We start from the raw sequence: 23,544 nt of genomic DNA on the forward strand, positions 1-23,544 counted from the left end.
AATTTATCAAATAAACCTCATGGACGATAAAATGAATAACAAAATCCCCTTTCTATTACTTTCTCTAATTTCTAGTTCAGCCATTGCGTATCAACCTTCAATTTCTTCAGTGTTAAAGCAAGAACATAAATGTAGTCCAACGATTCAAATTCGTTCTGAAAAGTTGTCTCAAACTCAAATAACACAGGCTTGTGCACTACTGTCAAAACAAGAAGCTAAGTTTCACGAGCTATTTGGTACGGTTTCTTCTCCGGTTAAAGATGATAACAATGCCAGTATGCGAGCGAATATTTATGCTGATCGAGACTCGTATGTAAAACACGTAACTGACCATTTTGATGTGCCTAGTGACAATGGCGGCATGTATTTAGAGGGTTATCCAAATAAAAAAGGCAATCAAGCAGAATTCGTCGCCTATGAGAAAGATGGTCAGATTTGGAATTTAGCTCATGAATACATCCATTACTTGGATGGTCGTTTTAATCTTCATGGTGATTTTTGTTCTTGGCCACACGACTCTCATGGCGCACCTGAGTATTGCCCAAAGCCAGCGCCTCAAAAACCACACTTAGTTTGGTGGGCCGAAGGTTTAGCTGAATACATTAGTAAAGGTGACAACAACCCTAAAGCTTTTGAAACAGCAAAGTCGGGAGAGTACAAACTGAGTGACTTATTCAGTACCAGTTATGAGAATGATGGTGGAAGCGCTCGAATTTACCGTTGGGGATATCTTGCAACACGATTTATGTTAGAAAATCATCGCGCTCAAGTTGATGCAATGCTTAAGTTCACAAGAAAAGGAGAATACGATAAGTATCAAAAACTTGTAACCCTATGGGGAACAAGATATGACGCAGAGTTTTCGACTTGGATAAAAAAAATTGAAAAAAAGTAAACTTTTTTTATTTTTTATTGAACTATCTTAAAACTCCAGAGTCTGACTTTATGAACAGATTATTTTAACTTAGTTAAAGGCATTGTTTGTTCATCATCATTCTCCCTTTATTGATATTGTTGTATCATAAAAATTCCAAATTGGAAGTGAGCGATCTAAAGACTAGGTCGCTTTTTTTTGTCTTTTTTTCAGCGTTTCACTATTTGAGAGTCAAACTCACAATTACAAATATCTTTCATAACTTTTAGCTATACCATCTGTTCATTTTTTATGTAATCAATTTTAGTCTTTGTAGGTCTTTTAAGATGAACAGATTAATTAAGCATTGTTTGTTCATCATCTCCCTATGTTATTTTCCGAATTGGAATTATAAGGCTTATCGATTGATAAGCCTTTTTTTTCTTTTTAAACTTTTTATGAACAATTTTTTAGACTAATTGATATTTCAAACTTTACTAGTTAGCTTCGACTTCCATGCTAGATATATTGCCGCATAAATACTGGAGTTTACTATGGCAGAAGCATCCCCCTCTCTCAGCAATATCGACAGTACAACCAACTATGCTTCTCAGCATACTGTTTTTCTTGATTTATCAGGAGTAACCGACAAAAAATCTGCTGTTACCGAATGCTTTAAGCAACAATTACGTCAATTAACAGCTCTTGGTGTACAGGAACCTGAGAAATTAATTGACGACATAATGAATGCCGCACACTACCAAGATTGCAAGCCTTCTCTCCAAATATTTAACGAACATGCATTAGCTAGCCAATTTCCCACAATTGAAGAAAGAAGTAGCTATTCTGATAGTGGAGAACAGGTTTTGTTTTGTCGATTCAATGGTAACGATACAGTGGAGTTGAAACGGTTCCCTCTCAAGCAATTTCGAACATTTAAGCTAATTAATCCTGAAACCGGTACCGTCCCTATTAATTATGATGTATTGGACACCTCTAATGGCAAAGAAAACCATACAGATTCTCTATCTTGCTGCTCAAATTTGCATGAAGTCAGTTTCTTCACAAACACAGAAAAAAGCTCAAACAAATTGGTACCTCTTTTTGTATTGAAAAGCATAGAGTCTGCGCAAGAAGACTTTGATGATGTATTTTCGCCATCAGCAGCAGAGAATTCTAGGGTCAGTAGCCAACCTCGAGCATCAAGAGATACACAATCCAGCTATAGTGACCAAGAACAAAGGCTAGAAACTATTAGGCAGGATACACCAGAAGTTGAAAGGGTAAGGGAGTGGTTAAAAGGTTCTTTTGAAGCTTATAAAAACCCAAAAATTCAACCTTCTCAGGCTCACCTTAATGGAGAGAGTAATTCAGGCGATGAAGCAATTTTAGACAAGCATGAACTAAAAGCGATTCCCAGTGAAAAGGAATACGCAAAACAGCATCCTGAGTACTTCGTTGTTTTAAGAACTAAAAGTAGTCCTAATGAAAGCTCAAGTCCTTCAGCTAGGTTTTCCGAATCCGACAAAACGCTTAATGAGGCATTTGAAAAGTTATTTATTGATTTCTAGAACGAGAAGAAATACCCCAACGATAGGTAGGCATTTTTTAGATTAATCCATCAGTTCAAGCTGTTAGTTATCAATAAATTAGAGCGAGTTCATTTATCAACATTTAAAACCATCATTATTTCACATAGATGATTAGGTTTACTCACTCATGCCTTGAAAACGTAAACGCTCGAACAGCGCTAAATTCAATCCTCAAAGGCCAACCTGTCCTAAGGCTTCTTACGCATCAACAAGTAGTAAAACACTGGAGTAAGTACTAATCCAAAGAGCGTAACACCCAGCATGCCAGAAAATACCGCGACCCCCATTTCTCTCCGCATTTCTGAGCCAGCTCCGACGGAAAACACTAGAGGTAAAACACCCATAATAAATGCGAATGAAGTCATTAAAATTGGGCGCAAACGTAACTTACATGCCGTAATTACAGCTTCTTTAATTTCTTTGCCTTCGGCTTGTAATTCTTTGGAAAACTCAACAATTAATATGGCGTTCTTCGTTGCTAAAGCCACCAGCACAATTAAGCCTATCTGGGTAAAGATATTATTATTCCCCCCATAAATCCAAACGCCAGTTAACGCCGATAGCATTGTCATAGGGATGATAAGAATAATCGCTAGTGGTGATTTTAAACTCTCGTATTGCGCTGCAAGAACCATAAACACTAAACAAATAACGAGTAAGAAAATTAATCCACCTGTATTACCTGCTAAAATCTGCTGATAAGTAATGTCAGTCCATTCATAATTCATTCCATCAGGCAGAGCTTCTGTTAAAACTTCCTCAATAGCAGATCTTGCCTGATCACTACTATATCCCGCTGCTGCGACTCCGTTGATGTCAGCTGAAATGAAGCTGTTGTAGTGCATCACCCTATCAGGATCAACCGTATGCTTTACTTCAATGATGGTTCCCAATGGAATCATCTCACCCTTATTATTACTGACTTTAATTTGAGTAATATCTTCGGGCATATCACGGAATGATTGCTCTGCTTGAATGTTCACCTGATAAGTCCGCCCGAACAAATTGAAGTCATTCACATAAGTCTTTCCCAAATAAGATTGCAACGCTATAAAGACATCTTGTATCGACACACCAATTTGCATGGCTTTGGTTCTGTCTACTGCCACTTCAATTTGAGGCACATTCACATGATAGCTGGTAAAGACTTTAGCCAACTCAGGGTGAGACTTAGATTTTTCAATGACTTCTTCAGTCACCTTAAATAAGGTGTCAAACCCATAATGAGTTCGATCTTCGATTTGCAATTTAAAACCACCAATAGTTCCTAAACCACGAACAGGTGCAGGGTTAAATACGGCAATTTTAGCTTCTTGAATGGGTTGAAATTCACCATTAAGCGACTTAGCAATGGCATTCGCAGATAACTCAGGGCTTGTTCGGTTCTCAAACTTATCCAACGTAACAAACACAATACCTTGATTGGTACTATTCGTGAAACCGTTAATACTCAAGCCCGCCATTGAAAAGACATCCGTCACCCCTTGATGCTTTAAAGCAATCGCTGTCATTTTATCGGTTACTGCCTGAGTTCTGTCTAGCGAAGCTGCATCGGGTAATTGGGCGTAAGAGATCAAATATTGTTTATCTTGCGGAGGTACGTAAGCCGTTGGCGTATTCTTGAATTGATATCCCGTTAGACTTAACAGACCTAAATAAACGAAAACAATGACGCCGCTGATTCTAACTAAACGTGCCACTAATGCACCGTAACTCTCCGAAAGCCAATGAAAGAATTGATTAAACGGTCTAAATAACCAACCAAATAGCCAATCGATTGACTTTGATAACCTATCTTTAGGTGCGTCGTGTGGTTTAAGTAACAGCGCAGATAATGCTGGGCTGAGCGTTAAAGAATTTATGGCGGAGATAATCGTAGATATGGTCAATGTTAACGCAAATTGAATATAAAACTCGCCAGTTAACCCTGTCATAAAGGCTGTAGGAACAAATACTGCTATTAATACCATTGTGGTCGCAATAATCGGACTCGTTACCTCCTCCATGGCCCTTTTAGTTGCATCGAGTGGTTTAAGGCCGTTTGCAATGTTTCGTTCAACATTTTCCACAACAACAATGGCGTCATCAACAACAATGCCTATCGCCAACACAAGCCCGAAAAGGGAAAGCGCATTGAGCGAGAATCCCATTAGGTGCATAAAACTAAAAGTACCAATAAGTGACACAGGTACTGCTAATAGCGGGATTATAGATGCTCGCCAAGTTTGTAAAAACAATACCACAACCAATATGACTAGAAACACCGCATCAATTAACGTTTCAATCACAGAGCTAATCGACTCTCGAACGAATACGGTTGGGTCAAAAACTAATGCGTATTCCAACCCGGCCGGAAAGTGCTTTTCGAGCTCTTTCATTTTAGCTCGCACATCATCGGATATTTGTATCGCATTAGCACCATTAGCCTGATAGATAGGTACTGCTACTGCCGGAGAGTTATTGAGCTTTGAATTTAATACATAGCTTTCGGAACCCAACTCAACTCTGGCTACGTCTTTTAATCTCACTACCTGATCGTTTTCACCCACTTTAATAATAATATTCTTGAACTCTTCTACATCAGACAAACGCCCTTTTACATTTATCAACAATTCGAAGTTAGCACCCACCATCGGCTCAGTACCTAAACTTCCTGCTGCCACTTGCTGATTTTGCTGTTTAATTGCTTTGACAATATCAATGGGAGAAAGCCCTACCGATGAAACTTTATAAGGGTCTAACCACACTCTTAAGCTGTACTCACCAAAGCCAAATTGGCGCGTTGCACCAACCCCTTTAATCCGTTGCAATTCGTCTTTTACATACAAATTAGCGTAATTGGATAAATACAACAGATCATGATTTTCATCTGTCGAATACAAATGAACTAACATGGTAAGAATCGGTGATGTTTTTTCGGTCACAACGCCTAAACGCTGAACAATAACAGGCAATCTTGGCTTTGCACGTTCAACTCTATTCTGAACTTGCGCTTGTGCAACATCTATGTCCGTGCCAATGGCAAACGTCACGGTTAACTTCATCAATCCATCAGCCGTGGCCTGAGATGACATGTACAACATGTTATCAACACCGTTTATCTCAAGCTCAATGGGAGAAGCTACAGTTTCAGCAATGAGTTTAGGGGTTGCCCCTGGATACTTAGCTTGAACAATGACGGTCGGTGGTGCTACATCGGGATATTCAGTGGTAGGCAGTTGACCAACGGAAATAGCACCACAAATAATGAATAACAGAGACAGCATGACCGCTGTGATCGGCCTTTCGATAAAATACTTTGAAATCATGAGTGCGCTTCCTTGCCACTATGTTATTGGAAATACATTTTCTGCTCTTCTCTCAACTCATCCAAATTTTCTTTAGAGGTCATATCTACATGTATGGGATTAATTTTTCTTCCCGCTTTAGCCCTGTGCATGCCATTAATGACGATGCGATCGGTTGGCTTCAACCCCGTTTTAATCACTCTTAAACCACTCATTGATTTTCCGAGTGTTACAGGTTGGTATTTCAATTGGTTATTTTCGTCCACCAAGAGAACATAACGATTTTGCAAATCAGTTTTGACTGCAGTTTCATCGATTAGAATACGTTTTTGTGGTGCACTGCCTGCTATTCTCAGAGTCGCAAACGCACCAGGAATAATGCGTTGATGATGGTTATTAAAATGTGCTCGTAACCGGATAGTACCTGTACTTGAATTGACTCTATTATCAATAAAATCAATTTTGCCTTTATGCTTAAAATCATTTGCATTCACTAGGCTCATAGAAACAAAACTGTCTAACTTACCTGGCGCTGATTGCTGCATACTTTTAAGTAAGTCTAAATATTTAAGATAGGTCTTTTCATCAACATCAAAATACACATGCATGTAGTCATCAGAGACAATAGAAGTGAGAGGTGAAACCCCCTTTTCTAGATAATTACCTTCTGTGATCTGTGCAAATGACACTCGGCCATCGATAGGTGCAATCACTTTAGTGAATTCAAGATCCAGAACGGAATGAGCGAGTTGTGCCTTAATAGAATTAACATCAGCCTTAGCTTTCTGTTTTGAAGCATATTGGCTTTCGAGTGTTTGCTTTGACACAGCCCTTTGCTTATAAAGTTCTTCAACACGTTTGTATTCAGACTCCGCTAACATCGAGTTTGCTTTTGCTCGGTCAAGATCACTTTCTAATCGCTTTACATCGGTTTGAAACGTTCTTGGGTCAACTTGGAACAGTACATCGCCTTTTTTTACTCGGGCTCCCTCATCAAACATCACTTTATCGAGATAGCCTGAAACACGAGGGATAACCGTAACTCGATCTGGAGACTTAACTCTGCCTGTATACTCATCCCAACTCACAATAGTCTCATGCAGCACTGGAGCTACATTGACTTCAACTAGTTTTGCAGTTTTATCACTCTTTGAATCGTCTTTGTTGCAAGCTGTGGTCGGAATTAGTAAGAAAAGAATAAGAAAAACATGGTTGAATGATTTACTGAAATAGCTCATGTTCAAGTCCCTATGAACCTTTAGAAATAAATTAACTATTTCAGTGTAGCAACAGTTTGAACTATGTACCTGTGATGAAATTTAAAAGGTTTATTTACATGGACTCGAACCACATTGAAATTCAGAAATATACACAAAGTAGACTTTAAAGAAGGTTGTTAACCCGCATCATTAAAATTAATCGCTAATACGAGCTTATCTTTTGTAGCGAAAGAAACACCTACCCGGTAACCATTAACACGCTGTTTTAAGAACGATTGCCAATAAAACTCTTTATATTCATTCTCAGCAGTCACTTCTATAGGTTCACTCATATCATCAAAAGTAAAAGAAAACGAATCTAGCCTTGTAGCGAGTCCTTTACCTGTCGCCTTAATGTAAGATTCTTTTAATGCCCATAAATCAAAAAAACGCTTGCGCTGCTTACTTTCAGGCAAAGCCAATAAACTTGAAACTTCAATCTCTGAGAAATAACGATTTAAAATTGCATGTATATCTGTATTTTTCCTTTCTCTTTCAATATCCACACCAAACAAAATTTCAGAATAAGGAAGTTTTGAATGAAAGATACCAATCAATAAGTAATCACCACTGTGACTGATATTGAATTGAATCCCGGTAGCATCAAATTGAGACTGAATTAAGCGAGGCTTTCCGTGTTTTCCAACTTCAAACTGCCATTGGTTAGATTGAATAGCCTCAAGTTCATTATCATCACAATAACGAGACAAGGTTTCACGGAGTGTTGTTCGAACAAACAAAGCCTGATTCTGCATTCGCTCAGACTTGTATTGCTGAACTCTTTGCCGCTCTGATTCTGACAATAATTTAAGTGCAGCCTCTTTATCATCAATCAACTGAATTTCATAAAGATAAGTCATAACTTCAATTAGTGGTTGTTGTAATGAATGCAAAGAAAAAGCCAAGTTAATCCGTAAAATCGCATTATAACCTTATGCTGAAATGTTTTGTAAAATCTATTTTGTCCCACCTGATTGTAACCAGAGTGAGACTGAGGTAATCTTGCTGCTCATTTTGCAAAATTAAACGAATAAACTGGCAATGGATGCCAATAAAACATTATGACAACACGTCAAAGACATGGGAATGCGACTACCACACCTGAGATGCGACGCTTTATTCAAACGTCGGATATGAGCGTGGCTGAACTTTCTAAAATCTTGAACATTAGCCCTGCTACGGTTCGTAAGTGGCGAAATCGTAAAGATATTGCCGATGGTGATCACACTCCTAGACACTTAAATACGACACTCACGCCGACGGAAGAATATGTGGTTGTAGGGCTTCGCTCTCAACTTGAGCTTTCGTTAGATAAACTCTTAAAAGTAACCCAAGAGTTCATCAACCCAAATGTATCCCGCTCTGGTCTTGCTCGTTGTTTAAAGCGGTATGGAGTGTCTAAACTTGATGATGAGACACCAACTAAAGTCCCAGGTGATTATTTTAATCAACTACCCGTTGTACAAGGCTCTGAGGTCAGTGCGTATGCATTAAATACTGAAACCTTAGCTAAAGCTCTTGAATTACCTAAAGACGACCCAGACTCTGTCGTACAAGTCGTTTCACTGGCCATTCCTGATGAAATCCCGCAAGAAAAACCCAGTTCAGTCTTTATTGGTATCGACCCAAATTCTGACTGGGTCTACGTAGATATTTATCAAGACAATGATACTCAAGCGGCCAATCGTTATATCGGTTATGTGTTGCAGCAAGGGCCATTTCATCTACGTCGTTTATTAGTGCGAAATTATCACACATTTTTAGCTCGTTTCCCGGGAGTGCAAACCAATGTAACTCCCAACTCAACAGCAACTAAAAACGAGCCACAAGCGAAAACGCAACAGTTAAAACAACCAAAAAATCTGAGCGTTCGCCAAACCAAGCTTTTCTCCGGAGAATCTGTATGAGTCAACAAGATAAGCGCCTAAATAAGCGCTTAAAAGATACCCCTATTGCGATTGTCGGCATGGCGAGCATCTTCGCTAATTCCAGATACTTAAATGACTTTTGGGATTTGATCAGCGATGAAATCAATGCCATTACCGACATACCGGAAAGCCATTGGCGAGCAGACGATTATTACGACAGCAATAAATCAACACCTGATAAAGTGTACTGTAAACGCGGAGGTTTTCTACCTGATGTAGACTTTAACCCAATGGAGTTTGGTTTACCGCCGAACATTCTAGAGCTGACGGATACTTCGCAGTTATTGTCTTTAGTGGTAGCGAAAGAAGTACTTGCTGATGCAAATCTATCAGATGAATACGATCGTGACCGCATCGGTATAACCTTAGGCATTGGTGGTGGGCAGCAGCTCAGCCAAGGCATGAATGCGCGCCTGCAGTATCCAGTCCTGCGTCAGGTATTTAAAAATAGCGGCATCAGCGATGAAGATTCAGAGATGCTGATCCAAAAGGTACAAGATCAATACGTGCCTTGGGAAGAAAACTCATTTCCAGGTTCTCTAGGAAATGTCACCGCAGGTCGTGTGGCTAATCGCTTTAACTTAGGCGGAATGAACTGTGTAGTAGATGCTGCTTGTGCAGGTTCATTGGCCGCAATTCGTATGGCATTAACTGAGCTGACAGAACATCGCTCAGACATGATGATCACAGGTGGTGTCGATACCGACAATTCACCATATATGTATATGAGTTTCTCCAAAACGCCTGCATTTACAGACAAAGATAACATTACCCCATTCGATGAGTCATCGAGCGGTATGATGATTGGCGAAGGCATTGGCATGATAGCCATTAAGCGTTTAGAAGATGCTGAGCGTGATGGTGATAAAATCTATGCTGTTATCAAAGGTATCGGTGCTTCATCTGACGGTAAGTTCAAAAGCATTTATGCGCCACGTCCTGAAGGACAAGCAAAAGCGTTATATCGGGCTTATGATGATGCAGGCTTTGCGCCAGATTCTGTCGGCCTTATTGAAGCTCACGGAACCGGTACTGCCGCTGGAGATGTGGCTGAATTTAATGGTCTTAACTCCGTATTCAGTGAAAACAACAACCAAAAACAACATATCGCCCTAGGTTCAATAAAATCACAAATCGGTCATACCAAAGCAACGGCAGGAACTGCTGGTCTAATCAAAGCTGCGTTGTCATTGCACCATAAGGTATTACCGCCAACCATTAATGTTAATAATCCAAATCCAAAACTTGGTGTTGAAAACTCGCCTTTTTACATCAACAGTGAAACTCGTCCTTGGATAGCCAAAGCAGACGATACACCTCGTCGTGCTGGCATCAGTTCCTTCGGTTTTGGTGGTACTAACTTCCATGTAGTTTTGGAAGAGTACAGCCAAGAACACGCAAAAAGCGCTTATCGTCAACGCAATGTGGCTACCAGCTTATTGATTGATGCTCCGACAAAATCGGAATTAGTCTCTCAACTTGAGCAGATTAAGCAAACGGGTATCAACCTTAACGCCCTTGCGAAGTCCTTTCCTCATCGAAAGATTGATGATAATCATCATCGAATAGGTTTTGTAGTTTCATCAGTTACTGAACTAGAAAAAGAGCTCGCAAATGCGATGACTCGACTCGTCAGTGATGAATTTGAATGGTTATTACCGTCGGGAACCAGCTATCAAGCGCAAGCAACACAAGGTAAAGTTGCTGCATTATTTGCAGGCCAAGGCTCACAATATGTGAACATGGGTCGTGAGCTTGGATGTAACTTTCCTGAGCTACGCCAACAAGTCGCTTTGAGTGATAAAGTTTTTGCTGAAAATGATCAACCAATTTTATCCAGCAAGCTATTCCCAATTCCAGCGTTTAACGAACAAACAAAAAAAGCCCAACAAGCGGAGTTAACGAACACTGCATTTGCACAAAGTGCGATTGGAGCATTATCCGTTACTCAGTTTGATTTACTGACTAAAGCTGGATTTAAAGCTGAATTATTCGGCGGGCACAGTTTTGGTGAGCTATCAGCTCTATACGCTTCGGGCGTTATCAATAGGCAAGATTATACCACGCTCGCTTTTGCACGTGGGCAAGCAATGGCAACAACGACAGATGGTGTTGATACAGGAAGTATGGCTGCCGTCATTCTCCCTACTGAAGCTGACGCACTCGAAAAACTGCACCGTGTTATTAAGCAGTTTAAAGACGTCAAAGTCGCCAATGATAACTCTGATACGCAGCAAGTAATTGCAGGAGGCTCTCAGGCCCTAGCTCAATGTAGTGAGATCATCAAAAAAGAGCTTGGCTTTAAAGTCGTAACCCTGCCGGTTTCTGGCGCATTCCACACATCGTTGGTTGGACATGCACAGCAACCATTTGCTGATGCAATTAACGGCGTCGAATTTAACTCTCCATTAGGTACTGTTTTTAGTAACGCTACCGCAAAAGCTTACTCTAATGACTGCAAGCAAATTCAAAAGCAGTTTACAGAGCACATGCTCCAGTCGGTACATTTCCGACAACAAATACGTGAAATGTACGCCGCTGGTGCACGTATTTTTGTTGAATTTGGTCCTAAAAATATTTTACAAAAACTGGTCACAGCGAACCTTGCAGAACATAGTGCAGACATCAAGGTCATTAGCTTAAACCCAAATGCCAAAGGCGACAGTGACACGCAATATCGTCAAGCGGCAATGCAACTGGCTGTTGCAGGAATTGAACTAAGCAATATCGACCCATATCAAGCTGAAATTTCACACCCTGAAATCGCAGTAGGAATGTCCTTTAAGCTTAACGGCAATAACTATATCAGCCCTGCGACTCAGCAAAAAATGCAAGCTTCTCTAAAAAATGGTGAAGTCAGTGCCAAAATTGAATACGTCGACCGTGAAGTAGAAAAAGTCGTCGAAAAAGTCGTTTATAAAACAAATGAAAAAACGGTGGAATCACCAATGACGTCAAATAAGACACATCAAATTGAACAAACAACACCTCAAACAAGTAGCCAAACTGTTGCTTCAGGGGATACATTAGGCGCTTTCTTTAGCGCTCAAGATCAAGTGGCACAGCTGCATCAACAGTTCTTATCAATTCCTAAGCAGTATGGCGATACTTTTAGCGAGTTAATGGCTGAGCAAGCAAAAATGGCCAGTCAAGGATTGGCTATTCCTGAAGCGTTGACACGTTCAATGGAGATGTTCCACCAGCACCAAAGCCAAACACTGCAAAGCCACGAACAATTTATGCAGTTGCAAGCTGAACAAAATCAAGCAGCCCTTTCTTTGCTCAATGGCGTTGCACCGCAAACTCAGCGTGTCACAGTGAATGTCGCTAAACCTTCGGCTCAAGCGAGTACGCCGGTACATTCGCCTCAACCACAAATCGCACCTACAAAACCTGTCGTAGCTGCGCCTGTAATAAAAGCTCAGCCACAACCAGTTATTGAAACGCTTAAAGTTGAATCGGTAGCTTCAGAATCAAGCTTGAATGCAGATCAAGTCCAACAAACCATGCTTGATGTGGTAGCTGATAAAACTGGCTACCCGACTGAAATGCTCGATTTGACGATGGATATGGAAGCCGACTTAGGTATCGATTCCATCAAACGTGTTGAAATCTTAGGGACCGTTCAAGATCAATTACCAGAACTACCTGAATTAAGTGCTGAAGATTTAGCGGAATGCCGAACCCTAGGTGAGATAGTCAGCTACATGAATAGCCAGTTAGAAAGTTCATCGACCGTGAGCGCTAATAGTGTAGAAACAACAGCAACAGTATCCAGCAGCGTTACTCGCATTCAAGTTCAGCAAACAATGCTTGATGTGGTGGCTGATAAGACAGGCTATCCAACCGAGATGCTCGACTTAGCAATGGATATGGAAGCTGATCTTGGTATCGACTCCATTAAACGTGTTGAAATCTTAGGTACGGTTCAAGATCAATTACCTGAGCTACCAGAACTGAGTGCTGAAGATTTAGCTGAATGTCGCACCTTAGGTGAAATTGTCGCTTACATGAATAGTCAGTTAGACCATTCATCAACAGCCGTACCTGAAACTGAACCAGTTACTGCTTCAACAAATAATCTAACGAGCAACCAAGTACAGCAAACCATGCTTGATGTTGTAGCCGATAAAACGGGCTACCCAGCAGAAATGCTTGACCTTGTAATGGATATGGAAGCCGACTTAGGCATCGATTCTATTAAGCGAGTGGAGATTTTAGGTACGGTTCAAGATCAATTACCTGAATTGCCAGAGTTGAGCGCAGAAGATTTAGCCGAGTGTCGAACACTTGGTGAAATTGTCACATACATGAATAGCCAGCTTGGTGAGCCATCTCCTGTTGAGCCAAAAGTTGAAGCGACGATTGCATCAACCATTAACCTGACAAGTGGCCAAGTTCAACAAACCATGCTTGATGTCGTTGCCGACAAGACAGGCTACCCAGCTGAAATGCTCGACCTTGCAATGGATATGGAAGCCGACTTAGGCATCGATTCTATCAAGCGAGTTGAGATTTTGGGTACAGTGCAAGATCAATTACCTGAACTCCCAGAACTGAATGCTGAAGACTTAGCAGAATGCAGGACACTCGGTGAAATCGTGGCCTACATGAATAGCCAATTGGATTCGTCGTCACTGAGCCCGACTCAAGTTATCGTTGAGCCTGCTGCCAATGCTGAGTTAGTGATAACTGACGTCGAACTTCCACCACACAGTGAGGTAGCATTAAAAAAGCTGCCAGCGGCGATTAATGCTGAGTTAAACTTTCAAAAAGACAGTGTCGTTATCATCAATGATGATGGCCAGAATGCAGGGTTACTTGCAGAAAAGTTAACAGCTAAAGGTTTAATCGTCGCCGTTGTTCATGCACCCGTTAATATGCTTGAACAACAATCTCCTGTAAACAGTGATATTACTCAAATCACTCTTGAAAATATTTCAGACAAAAGCATTGAAGGTGCGTTAACACAAATTCAATCGCTAGGAAACGTTACAGGTTTTATTCACCTACAACCTAAAGATTTGAGCTCACAAGCAATCACTGTTGAATTATCTGAATCAGCAATGACTCATGTTGAAAGTGCATTTTTATGGGCAAAACACTTACAGCCTGTTTTAGTATCTAACTCAGCAGCTCGTTTTATCACGGCCAGTCGCATTGATGGTGGTTTTGGTTATCTCAATGCTGAATTAACAGCACAATCTGAACTTAACCAAGCAGCGCTGTCAGGTTTAACTAAAACCTTAAGCCACGAGTGGCAAAAAGTCAGTTGTAAGGCGCTTGATATTGAGCCTGAGTTAGAATCCAACTTATTTGCTGATGCCATTATCGCTGAGTTTTTAACTCAAAATGATGTGGTCGAAATTGGGATAGCCAAAGAACAGCGATTCACACTGATTGCCACTGAAACCGCTGAACAACAATCTATAGCAGCGGAAATTTCCGCTACCGATAAAATATTGGTCACGGGTGGTGCTAAAGGTGTCACCTTAAAGTGTGCGTTGGCACTTGCAGCAAAGAGCAAAGCGCATTTCATTCTGGCTGGTCGAAGCGGTTATCTTGAAAACAACCAACTCCCAGATTGGGCAAAAGGCAAAGTTGAATCTGAATTGAAAGCAGCTGCGATAGCGGAGCTACAAACTCAGAATAAAAAGCCAACACCAAAATTGGTCAATGAGTTGATTAAGCCTGTAAACAGCAGTTTAGAAATTGCCAATGCATTGCAACAATTCGAACAAGTTGGTGCCAGTGCTGAGTACATTTCTTTAGATGTGACTCGTGTTGAGCACGTGCAAACCACCTTGTCTACATTGAGTGCTATCACCCCTATTACCGGATTAATTCATGGTGCAGGCGTGTTGGCCGATAAGCACATTCAAGATAAAACTCTTGATGAATTGTCTCGTGTTTATGGCACAAAAGTATCGGGCTTGAAACACGTTTTATCTGCACTGCAACTTGATTCACTTAAGCTTGTTGCTCTGTTCTCATCAGCTGCTGGTTTTTACGGTAACGAAGGACAAAGCGACTATGCGATGAGTAATGAGATTTTAAATAAAGCAGCATTACAGCTCTCACAAAAGTTACCTAAAACTAAAGTCATCAGTTTTGACTGGGGACCTTGGGACGGTGGCATGGTCAATGACGCACTGAAAAAAATGTTCATTGACCGTGGTGTTTATGTCATTCCGTTAGACGCAGGTGCGGCACTATTTGCTGAAAAAATACTGAGTGAATCTGCAAGCCAATTGTTAATTGGTTCAGATATGCAAGGCAACTCATCAGCTGACACAGGCACCGAAGTAAAAAAGCTTAATGCGGGTTTAACACAATCTGACTTAGCGTTAGATCCGCAGCAACTTGGTTTAATCGAACACCATAAAATCAACGGAAACCCAGTGTTACCGACAGTGTGTGCCCTACAATGGCTACAACTGCAGGCTGAGTCTCAAACCAATCAGTCGCTAAAAATATTGGACTATCAATTGCTCAAAGGCGTAGTTTTCGACTCTCAATCTGTGAGGTTAATGAGTTTGAAGCTAGAACAACAAGACCAAGCGTATTTAGCGACCATTTGGTGTGATAACAAACCTCAATACAAGGCTCGTTTAATCAGCGTCACAGCAAGTGAAACTTTAAGTTTATTAAATAACGCTATTGCAGAGCATAAGGTGTCTGGCATTGAACTGTATCAAAATGGCAGTTTATTCCATGGCCCAAAACTACAAACCATCAGACAGGTGACGCATTTTGATGATTCAGGATTAATCGCCGATATTCAATTACCCCAATTGTCTTTAATTGATTGGGGGGAATTTCCTGCGAGCAATAAACACAATGCAGTTGCTTCAGACACTTTATTACAAGCTATGCTGGTGTGGGCAAAATTACAGCATAATCAAGCCAGCTTGCCTGTCAGCATTGGTGAGTTTGTTTCTGTTTCAGCGTTGAAAAACGATGAAGTTGGCAGATTGATTTTGAATATTGTTCAAAACAGTAAAACAGGCATTATTGCTGATGTGGCGTTATATCATCAAAACGGTGATTTGAGCTGTTACATGAAGCAAACCAAAGTCAGCCTTAGCCCAACACTGGTTTTTGAACCTTTTGTTGATATTGAGACTAGCGGAGCTGTTAGCTAGTGTTGAAGCCAATGCACCTCGTTGAGAATCAACGCTTAAGAATTGCGGTCATTTCTGTTGATGGTAATGACCGTAATCGGCTTGATCAAGTTGAATCAAAACTTCAATGCCAAACTTTTCTGAACGCCAATGATATAAGCATCGACGACTTGTTTAAGCAAGTTATTGAAGCACTAGCATCATCCGCAGTAAAAGTTCAGTATGACCAACAACATTTGTATTTTATTGATGATATTGCTTGTGCAAAATTAAAACTGCACCCACATGCTTATTTGTGTGGGTTTGCTACAACCCCGTCGAAGGTTGAAGCTCAAACAAAAGCTCTACTGCAATCCAAACGTAACCCAGAGCACCTAGTAAAATTCGAATCCAATGAAACTCTTTCAGGATTCATTAATGCCATTAACGCATTAGCCTCACGAACTCTCACAACAAAATCAGGCAAAAACAACTATTGGTTTATGCCGCAACATCAGCCAAGAGTATTGCAACTCGACTTTGAAACATCAGGTCGATATTCATCTCTGGTTCTAGTGCAAGGGACTGAGTGCGAAAAAGCAAAGCCGTTACTTAATTCAGAGCAACTGTTTTTTGTTCTTTGCGGAAACTCAATTGATGACGTTGTTGCTGAGGCAAAGCTGCGCCATGTAGAAATAGCCTCATACCAAGAGAAAAATGACAACGTCACTTTAAATGCTCGCAACCTCGGCCAATACAACCCAAACGCTAAACTTGCACTTGTTCTTCAAGCTAAAAACCTACCGCAGTTGCTTCAAGAGCTTCAGCTCTTTCTCACTGCTGCACTAAAGAATCAAAATCACGAGAATTGGCGCTGGCAAACCCCTAACGGCAGTTGCTTTTTTGTGGGTAAGCATGCTGAAAACTCAGGGCTGACTTTTGTTTACCCTGGAGTAGGCACTACCTACCCAAATATGCTTTCTGAGTTACATGAGTACTTTCCTGCGCTCTATCAAGCGTTAGATAAACAACTTGATTTAGCTGCCATGTTACAGGCTGAAAGCTACTACTCTGATGATGTTTTACAACCAACATTGAGCCAACAAGCTATCAGTGGTGTCGGTGCCAGCTACTTATTCACTCGGCTGCTTATTAATGAATTTAAAGTAAACCCGGATTTTGCACTTGGCTATTCCATGGGGGAGTCTGCCATGTGGGCCAGTTTAAATATTTGGAAGCAGCCTGAAACATTAATTGAGAAAACCGCCAACAGTGACATTTTCAATCAGCAAATTTCTGGTAAGCTCAAAGCAGTCAGAGATGAGTGGCAACTCAAGGCCGATGAGCACATTAACTGGAACAGTTTTGTCGTTCGAGCACCCGTTGCTGAAATTGAAACATTGATTCATGGTTATCCAAAAGCTTACCTTGTGATCTCTCAGGGTGAAACCAGTGTGATAGCGGGTGATGAATATCAATGCAAAGCCTTGCTAAAACAACTTGGTAAACGTGGTCTTGCCAGCAATATGGTAACAGCGATGCACACACCCGCATCGAAAAGAGTGAAACCACAACTTACTGAGTTTTATGCGCTGCCATTAATCGCAACTGCAAGCAAAACACAATTCATAAGTGCATCATCAAATAAAGCCATTAACGCCGAAGATAGTCATGAGATCGCAAAATCCATTGCTACAACCTTTACAGAACCGCTAGATTTTTCACGAGTCATTGATTCTGCGAAACAGCACGGTAGTAACATATTTATAGAGGTTGGCGCTGACCGTCAAACCGCCAGTATCATCGAAAAAATCACTAAAAACGATACTGAAACACACTGTCTTGCCATAAACAGTAAAGGTCAGCCTACCATCACCAGTTTATTAAAATGCATTGCACAGTTGATAAGCCTACGAGTACCGATATCAATTGCTCTGCTCATGCATTGTAAAGAAAAAGAAGGAAACGCTTCAGTCCATGAATAAAATTGCCATTGTCGGACTTGCCGCACGTTACCCTCACGCAAAAGATGCCAATCAGTTTTGGCAAAATCTGCTGAATAAAGCCGATGCGCGCAGTCACTTAACGGCTGAAAAACTTGCCGCAGAACCTACTGATTATTCAGGGAAGCAAGGTGATTCAGATCGTTTTTATTGCGATCAGGGCGGCTACATATCTAATTTCAGTTTCGATGCCTCAGGCTATCAACTGCCAGCAGATGAATTGAATGCCCTTGATGACAGTTTTTTATGGGCACTGGATTGCAGTAAGAAAGCCTTACTGGATGCCAACATCAATTTAGCGGATGAAAGCTTGTCTCGTTGCGGTATCGTGATGGGCAGTTTATCTTTCCCAACCACTAAATCCAACGAAACCTTCTTACCGATTTATCACAAGGCGGTTGAAAAAGGGCTACAACAAAAATTTGAACAAACCAATTTCAAGCTAACTGACTTTCAAGGGCAGCAAACCGTATTTGCCCGAAGTTCAAATCCTAAGAGTCACTTATCCGTATCTCACAATACTTCGCATGTTATTCATCAAGCACTTGGGCTTGGTGGCAGTCAACTCAGTTTAGATGCGGCATGTGCTAGTTCAGTCTACGCTGTAAAGTTGGCTTGCGATTATCTCAATACTGGCAAAGCGGATTTAATGCTAGCCGGTGCGGTATCTGGTGCAGACCCTTTCTTTATCAATATGGGATTTTCGATTTTTCACGCTTACCCAGAAAATGGGCAATCTGCGCCTTTTGATGCAAACAGCCAAGGGTTATTTGCTGGTGAAGGTGCTGGCGTTATAGCCTTAAAACGCCTGAGCGATGCAGAGCGTGATGGTGACAAAATTTATGCCGTGATCAGCGGTATTGGATTATCGAACGATGGCAAAGGGCAATTTGTATTAAGTCCGAACTCTAAAGGTCAGATACAAGCATTTGAACGTGCTTATGAATCAGCGCAAACACCAGCCAAAGATATCGAAGTAATTGAGTGCCATGCAACGGGAACGCCATTGGGTGACAAAGTCGAACTTACTTCAATGGAACAGTTCTTCGCAGACAAACTGGAAGGTGAACAAGCACCACTCATAGGCTCAGCTAAATCCAATTTGGGTCACCTACTCACCGCAGCGGGTATGCCAGGGATCATGAAAATGATCTTTGCTATGGAAACCCAAACACTACCGGCCAGTATTAACCTCAGCGAAGCTATTCACTCGCCTAACCAGCTGTTCGGTCAAAGCAATATACCGACTGAAACGACAGCTTGGCCGGTAAAAGTAAATAATGACCGACGACATGCAGGTGTTTCTGTATTTGGTTTTGGTGGCTGTAATGCTCATATGCTGCTAGAAACTCATGTCTCTGGCGAACAAAACAATAGTCCACTATCTGTAGCACACAATGCGTTTTCAATTACCGGCATTGGTGCTCATTTTGGGCAGTTTAGCAGTGTAAATCGAATTCATCAGGCCATCAAAAATCAACAGTCGGCTTTCATGGAAGTGCCCCCACTTCGTTGGAAAGGCCTACAACACCATACCGAATTATTGAATGATTTCGGCTTAATGCAAGTCCCTCTAGGTGGCTACATCGACAATTTCGATTTTGACTTTTTACGCTACAAAGTCCCTCCAAATGAAGACGACCGACTGATTGCACAGCAATTGCTTTTGATAAAAGTCGCAGATGAAGCCATTCGTGATGCCAAACTTCAAACAGGCAGTAAAGTGGCTGTGTTAGTCGCTATGGAAACTGAAGCAGAATTGCATCAATTCCGTGGTCGAGTTAATTTACATACTCAACTTGCGGTTAGCTTAACTGAACATGGCATTTCACTGTCAGACGATGAATACCAACAACTTGAAGCATTATCGATGGATAGTGTGTTAGATGCTGCCAAGTTGAATCAATATACCAGTTTCATCGGCAATATTATGGCCAGCAGGATCTCATCGTTATGGGACTTCAACGGGCCTGCCTTTACGATTTCAGCGGCTGAACACTCAGTAGCCCGCTGCTTAGATGTGGCAGAAAACATGATGAGCCAAGAAAGCTACGATGCCATTGTGATTGCATCCGTAGATTTAACAGGTAGTGCAGAGCAAGTCATTGTTAATAACCAGCGCCATGGCGTAAATATCGTTCCAAATGCTGACTTAAATAAATGGAATATTGGTGAAGCGGCGGGTGCGATAGTTCTGCAAACAACAGATATCCAGTCAAGCAGCTATGGAAATGTGTCGAGTTTAAGCTTTACTCCTCAGCACGACTATTTTGATGAAACAGCTGAATCCATCATCGAACATAATAACGCCATTGAGTACGGAATGGGCATCGACCAACAACATCATTCTGCTCAGCAGTTATTCGGTCATACGTTTGCCGCATCAGGCATGACATCATTGCTCAATAGCTTGTTGGATTTACCACAACAAACGCAAAATTCCATTCGAGTACGCACTGAGGCTGAAAAGCAATATTCAGAATTTTCAGTAACTCAAAACGCTCAGCAACAAGACCAATTATTATCTCGTTTGTCACAAGATCTTACTTGGAGTGACCAAAAACACTTGATCAAAACTGTCAGTTTAGGTGGCAGAGATATTATCAAACATATTGTGGAAACCGAACTTACTGACATGGAACAACTCACATCAAAAATGAAGTCCATTACAGCACCAAAACGAACAAAAGGTAAGCCAGAGTTCAGCCCTACAGCTACAGATTCTGACCTAATAGCACTGATGCAAAATCAAGCCCAAGCTCGTAATACTCATTGCACATTCTTGAAAATCAGAGCGCAAGGGTTAAAAATCGCTGATGCTTTGATGAAGCAGCAAGCTGGTTTATCTGAATATAATAAATACGACACAAAAGTTAGCGCACCTAGTTACGTCAATGAAAACAAAAGCTTAGGTACGCTCAAAGCAACAGAAAGCAGTAACCATCCACACACACTCGCTAATATTCCAGACTACACACCACCCGTTCCGGAACAAAAGCCATGTATCTGGAATTACCATGATTTAGTCGAATATGCAGAAGGCGATATCGCTAAGGTATTTGGCGATGAATATGAAATTATCGACACTTACTCTCGCCGTGTACGTCTACCAACGTCTGATTACTTATTGGTTTCTCGTGTGACCAAGCTCGACGCCAAAGTTAACGAGTTTCAACCCTGTAAAATGACCACAGAGTACGACATCCCTGTCGATGCACCATACTTGGTTAATGGTCAGATCCCTTGGGCTGTTGCAGTTGAATCCGGTCAATGCGATTTAATGTTGATCAGTTATTTGGGTATTGATTTTGAAAACCGAGGTGAGCGAGTCTACCGTCTATTAGATTGTACTCTCACCTTTCTTGGTGACTTGCCACGTGGCGGTGATACCTTACGCTATGATATTTCTATCAACCATTTTGCTCGTAATGGCGACACTTTGCTGTTCTTTTTCAGCTATGAGTGTTTTGTTGGCGACAAAATGATTTTGAAAATGGATGGTGGTTGCGCTGGCTTCTTTACGAACCAAGAACTGGCTGACGGCAAAGGCGTAATACGCACTGAAGATGAAATCAAAACTCGTCATCTGGCGTTAAATAATTCAAATAAACCCAAATTTGAACCGCTACTACATTGCCCGCAGACGCAGTTTAATTATCAGCAGATTCAACACTTACTTCATGGCGATATTGGCACTTGTTTTGGAGGGGATCACCGTCATCACCAGAGCATTCATGGTGAACAAACTGCGTTAAGTTTTGCTTCACAGAAATTTTTGATGATCGAGCAAATTAATCAGCTTGAAATACATGGTGGTGCATGGGGATTGGGTTTTGTCGAAGGCGAGAAACAATTAGCACCCGACCACTGGTATTTCCCATGCCACTTCAAAGACGACCAAGTAATGGCTGGATCATTAATGGCTGAAGGCTGTGGCCAGTTGTTGCAATTCTTTATGCTCCACTTGGGCATGCACACTCAAAGTAAACAGGGTCGCTTTCAGCCATTAAAAGATGCTTCACAAAAAGTACGCTGTCGTGGTCAGGTTTTACCACAACACGGCACCTTAACTTATCGAATGGAAGTCACTGAAATTGGACTGCTGCCTCAGCCATATGCCAAAGCTAATATCGATATCTTGCTTGATGGAAAAGTGGTCGTTGATTTCCAAAATCTAGGTGTAATGATCAAAGAAGAGCCGAACTGTACCCGATATAGCAATTCGTCAGCACTGCAATCACCTGACTTTGGTAAAACACCAAATGCACCATTAATGGCTCAAATTGCCGATACGCTAGCGCCAACCAATAAAGGCGTAGTGCCAATTAAACATATTGAAGCCCCAATGTGTCCCGACTACCCAAATAGAACACCAGACACGTTACCGTTCACGCCATATCATATGTTTGAATTTGCTACAGGTAACATTGAAAAATGTTTCGGTAGCGATTTCGATATTTATCGGAATCTAATTCCGCCACGCACACCTTGCGGTGATCTGCAGCTAACTACTCGTGTAATTGACATCAAGGGCAAGCGTGGAGATCTGAAAAATCCAGCATCTTGTATTGCCGAATATGAAGTTCCTGCCGATGCGTGGTATTTCACTAAAAATACCCATGAATCTGTCATGCCTTACTCTATTTTGATGGAGATTGCGCTGCAGCCAAACGGTTTTATTTCTGCATGGATGGGCACAACCTTAAAGTTTCCAAATGACGAGCTGTTCTTCCGTAATCTTGACGGCTCAGGGACTTTACTTCGTGAGGTTGATTTACGAGGTAAAACCATTACCAATGATTCAAAATTGTTATCAACGGTAATTTCAGGTAGTAATATTATCCAAAGTTTTACCTTCGAGCTAAGCACAGATGGCACCCCTTTCTTTAAAGGCAGCGCAGTATTTGGATACTTTAAAGAGCAAGCGTTAATACACCAACTCGGTTTAGATAATGGCAAAACTCAACAAGCATGGCATGTTGAAAATAGCACTCCAGCTGACCATGTCATTAACCTATTAGATATTACAGGCCGTAGTTTCAACGCACCACAGAAGCAACCACATTACCGACTTGCTGGTAAGCAGCTTAACTTTATCGACAAAGTAGAAATTGTTGAGAATGGCGGTAAAGCTAATAAAGGCTATTTGTATGCGGAGCGCACGGTTGATGCAAGCGATTGGTTCTTCCAATTCCACTTCCATCAAGATCCAGTAATGCCAGGTTCCCTCGGTGTGGAAGCCATCATTGAGTTAATGCAAACCTACGCCATTGAAATGAATTTAGGCAAAGACTTTATCAACCCAAAATTCGGGCAAATTTTGTCTGAAGTAAAATGGAAATATCGCGGCCAGATCACCCCGCACAATAAACAAATGTCACTCGATGTACACATTACGGACATCAAGCATCAAGCTGATAAACTTATCATTGTTGGTGATGCTAATTTAAGTAAAGACGGCTTACGCATTTATGAAGTCACTGACATCGCCATTTGTATTGAAGAGACTGAGAAATAAA

9 protein-coding genes are annotated in these 23,544 nt (G+C 41.3%); 6 read left to right on the forward strand and 3 right to left on the reverse strand.

Annotated elements, in window-relative coordinates; translation table 11 throughout:
• The first annotated feature begins 31 nt into the window (after positions 1–31).
• Together AC1EU2_RS01275 and AC1EU2_RS01280 are read left to right on the forward strand one after the other, a co-directional pair.
• On the forward strand, positions 32–895 hold the full coding sequence (locus tag AC1EU2_RS01275; RefSeq protein WP_480296172.1) for a collagenase: 864 nt from the start codon (positions 32–34) through the stop codon (positions 893–895).
• Between the two features lie 512 nt (positions 896–1,407).
• Entirely contained in the window at positions 1,408–2,424 is a 1,017-nt protein-coding gene (locus tag AC1EU2_RS01280) for a hypothetical protein (RefSeq protein WP_480296173.1), read from the forward strand.
• Between the two features lie 209 nt (positions 2,425–2,633).
• Here the strand turns inward: AC1EU2_RS01280 and AC1EU2_RS01285 are convergent, their stop codons facing one another.
• The 3 genes from AC1EU2_RS01285 to AC1EU2_RS01295 all read right to left on the reverse strand — a co-directional run bounded on the left by AC1EU2_RS01285 (position 2,634) and on the right by AC1EU2_RS01295 (position 7,896).
• The gene (locus AC1EU2_RS01285) at positions 2,634–5,753 is read right to left on the reverse strand and encodes an efflux RND transporter permease subunit (protein ID WP_480296174.1); all 3,120 of its coding nucleotides are present in this window, start codon (positions 5,751–5,753) and stop codon (positions 2,634–2,636) included.
• Positions 5,754–5,776: 23 nt separating this feature from the next.
• Positions 5,777–6,970 carry an efflux RND transporter periplasmic adaptor subunit gene (locus AC1EU2_RS01290; protein ID WP_480296175.1) on the reverse strand — a complete coding sequence of 398 codons (1,194 nt, stop codon included), beginning with the start codon at positions 6,968–6,970 and terminating at the stop codon, positions 5,777–5,779.
• Positions 6,971–7,128: 158 nt separating this feature from the next.
• Positions 7,129–7,896, reverse strand: coding sequence for a 4'-phosphopantetheinyl transferase family protein (locus AC1EU2_RS01295; protein WP_480296176.1), 768 nt, complete (start codon positions 7,894–7,896; stop codon positions 7,129–7,131).
• Positions 7,897–8,052: 156 nt separating this feature from the next.
• On the opposite strand from AC1EU2_RS01295, the gene AC1EU2_RS01300 reads away from it, so the two are divergent.
• The 4 genes from AC1EU2_RS01300 to AC1EU2_RS01315 are packed head-to-tail and all read left to right on the forward strand — an operon-like array spanning position 8,053 to position 23,543.
• Entirely contained in the window at positions 8,053–8,898 is an 846-nt protein-coding gene (locus AC1EU2_RS01300; protein ID WP_480296177.1) for a transcriptional regulator, read from the forward strand.
• Positions 8,895–16,064 carry an SDR family NAD(P)-dependent oxidoreductase gene (locus AC1EU2_RS01305; protein WP_480296178.1) on the forward strand — a complete coding sequence of 2,390 codons (7,170 nt, stop codon included), beginning with the start codon at positions 8,895–8,897 and terminating at the stop codon, positions 16,062–16,064. The genes AC1EU2_RS01300 and AC1EU2_RS01305 overlap by 4 nt, the downstream gene beginning before the upstream one ends.
• Positions 16,064–18,007 carry a PfaB family protein gene (locus AC1EU2_RS01310; RefSeq protein ID WP_480296179.1) on the forward strand — a complete coding sequence of 648 codons (1,944 nt, stop codon included), beginning with the start codon at positions 16,064–16,066 and terminating at the stop codon, positions 18,005–18,007. The genes AC1EU2_RS01305 and AC1EU2_RS01310 overlap by 1 nt, the downstream gene beginning before the upstream one ends.
• The gene (locus AC1EU2_RS01315; protein ID WP_480296180.1) at positions 17,952–23,543 is read left to right on the forward strand and encodes a hotdog fold thioesterase; all 5,592 of its coding nucleotides are present in this window, start codon (positions 17,952–17,954) and stop codon (positions 23,541–23,543) included. Before AC1EU2_RS01310 ends, AC1EU2_RS01315 begins: the two co-directional genes overlap by 56 nt.
• Position 23,544 lies beyond the last annotated feature (1 nt).

The organism is Parashewanella sp. 2304DJ23-3 (genome assembly GCF_056591695.1).

Coding starts and splice junctions, on each gene's coding strand:
- AC1EU2_RS01275 (WP_480296172.1), top strand. CDS start 32: ATGAATAACAAAATCCCCTTTCTATTACTTTCTCTAATTTCTAGTTCA.
- AC1EU2_RS01280 (WP_480296173.1), top strand. CDS start 1,408: ATGGCAGAAGCATCCCCCTCTCTCAGCAATATCGACAGTACAACCAAC.
- AC1EU2_RS01285 (WP_480296174.1), bottom strand. CDS start 5,753: ATGATTTCAAAGTATTTTATCGAAAGGCCGATCACAGCGGTCATGCTG.
- AC1EU2_RS01290 (WP_480296175.1), bottom strand. CDS start 6,970: ATGAGCTATTTCAGTAAATCATTCAACCATGTTTTTCTTATTCTTTTC.
- AC1EU2_RS01300 (WP_480296177.1), top strand. CDS start 8,053: ATGACAACACGTCAAAGACATGGGAATGCGACTACCACACCTGAGATG.
- AC1EU2_RS01305 (WP_480296178.1), top strand. CDS start 8,895: ATGAGTCAACAAGATAAGCGCCTAAATAAGCGCTTAAAAGATACCCCT.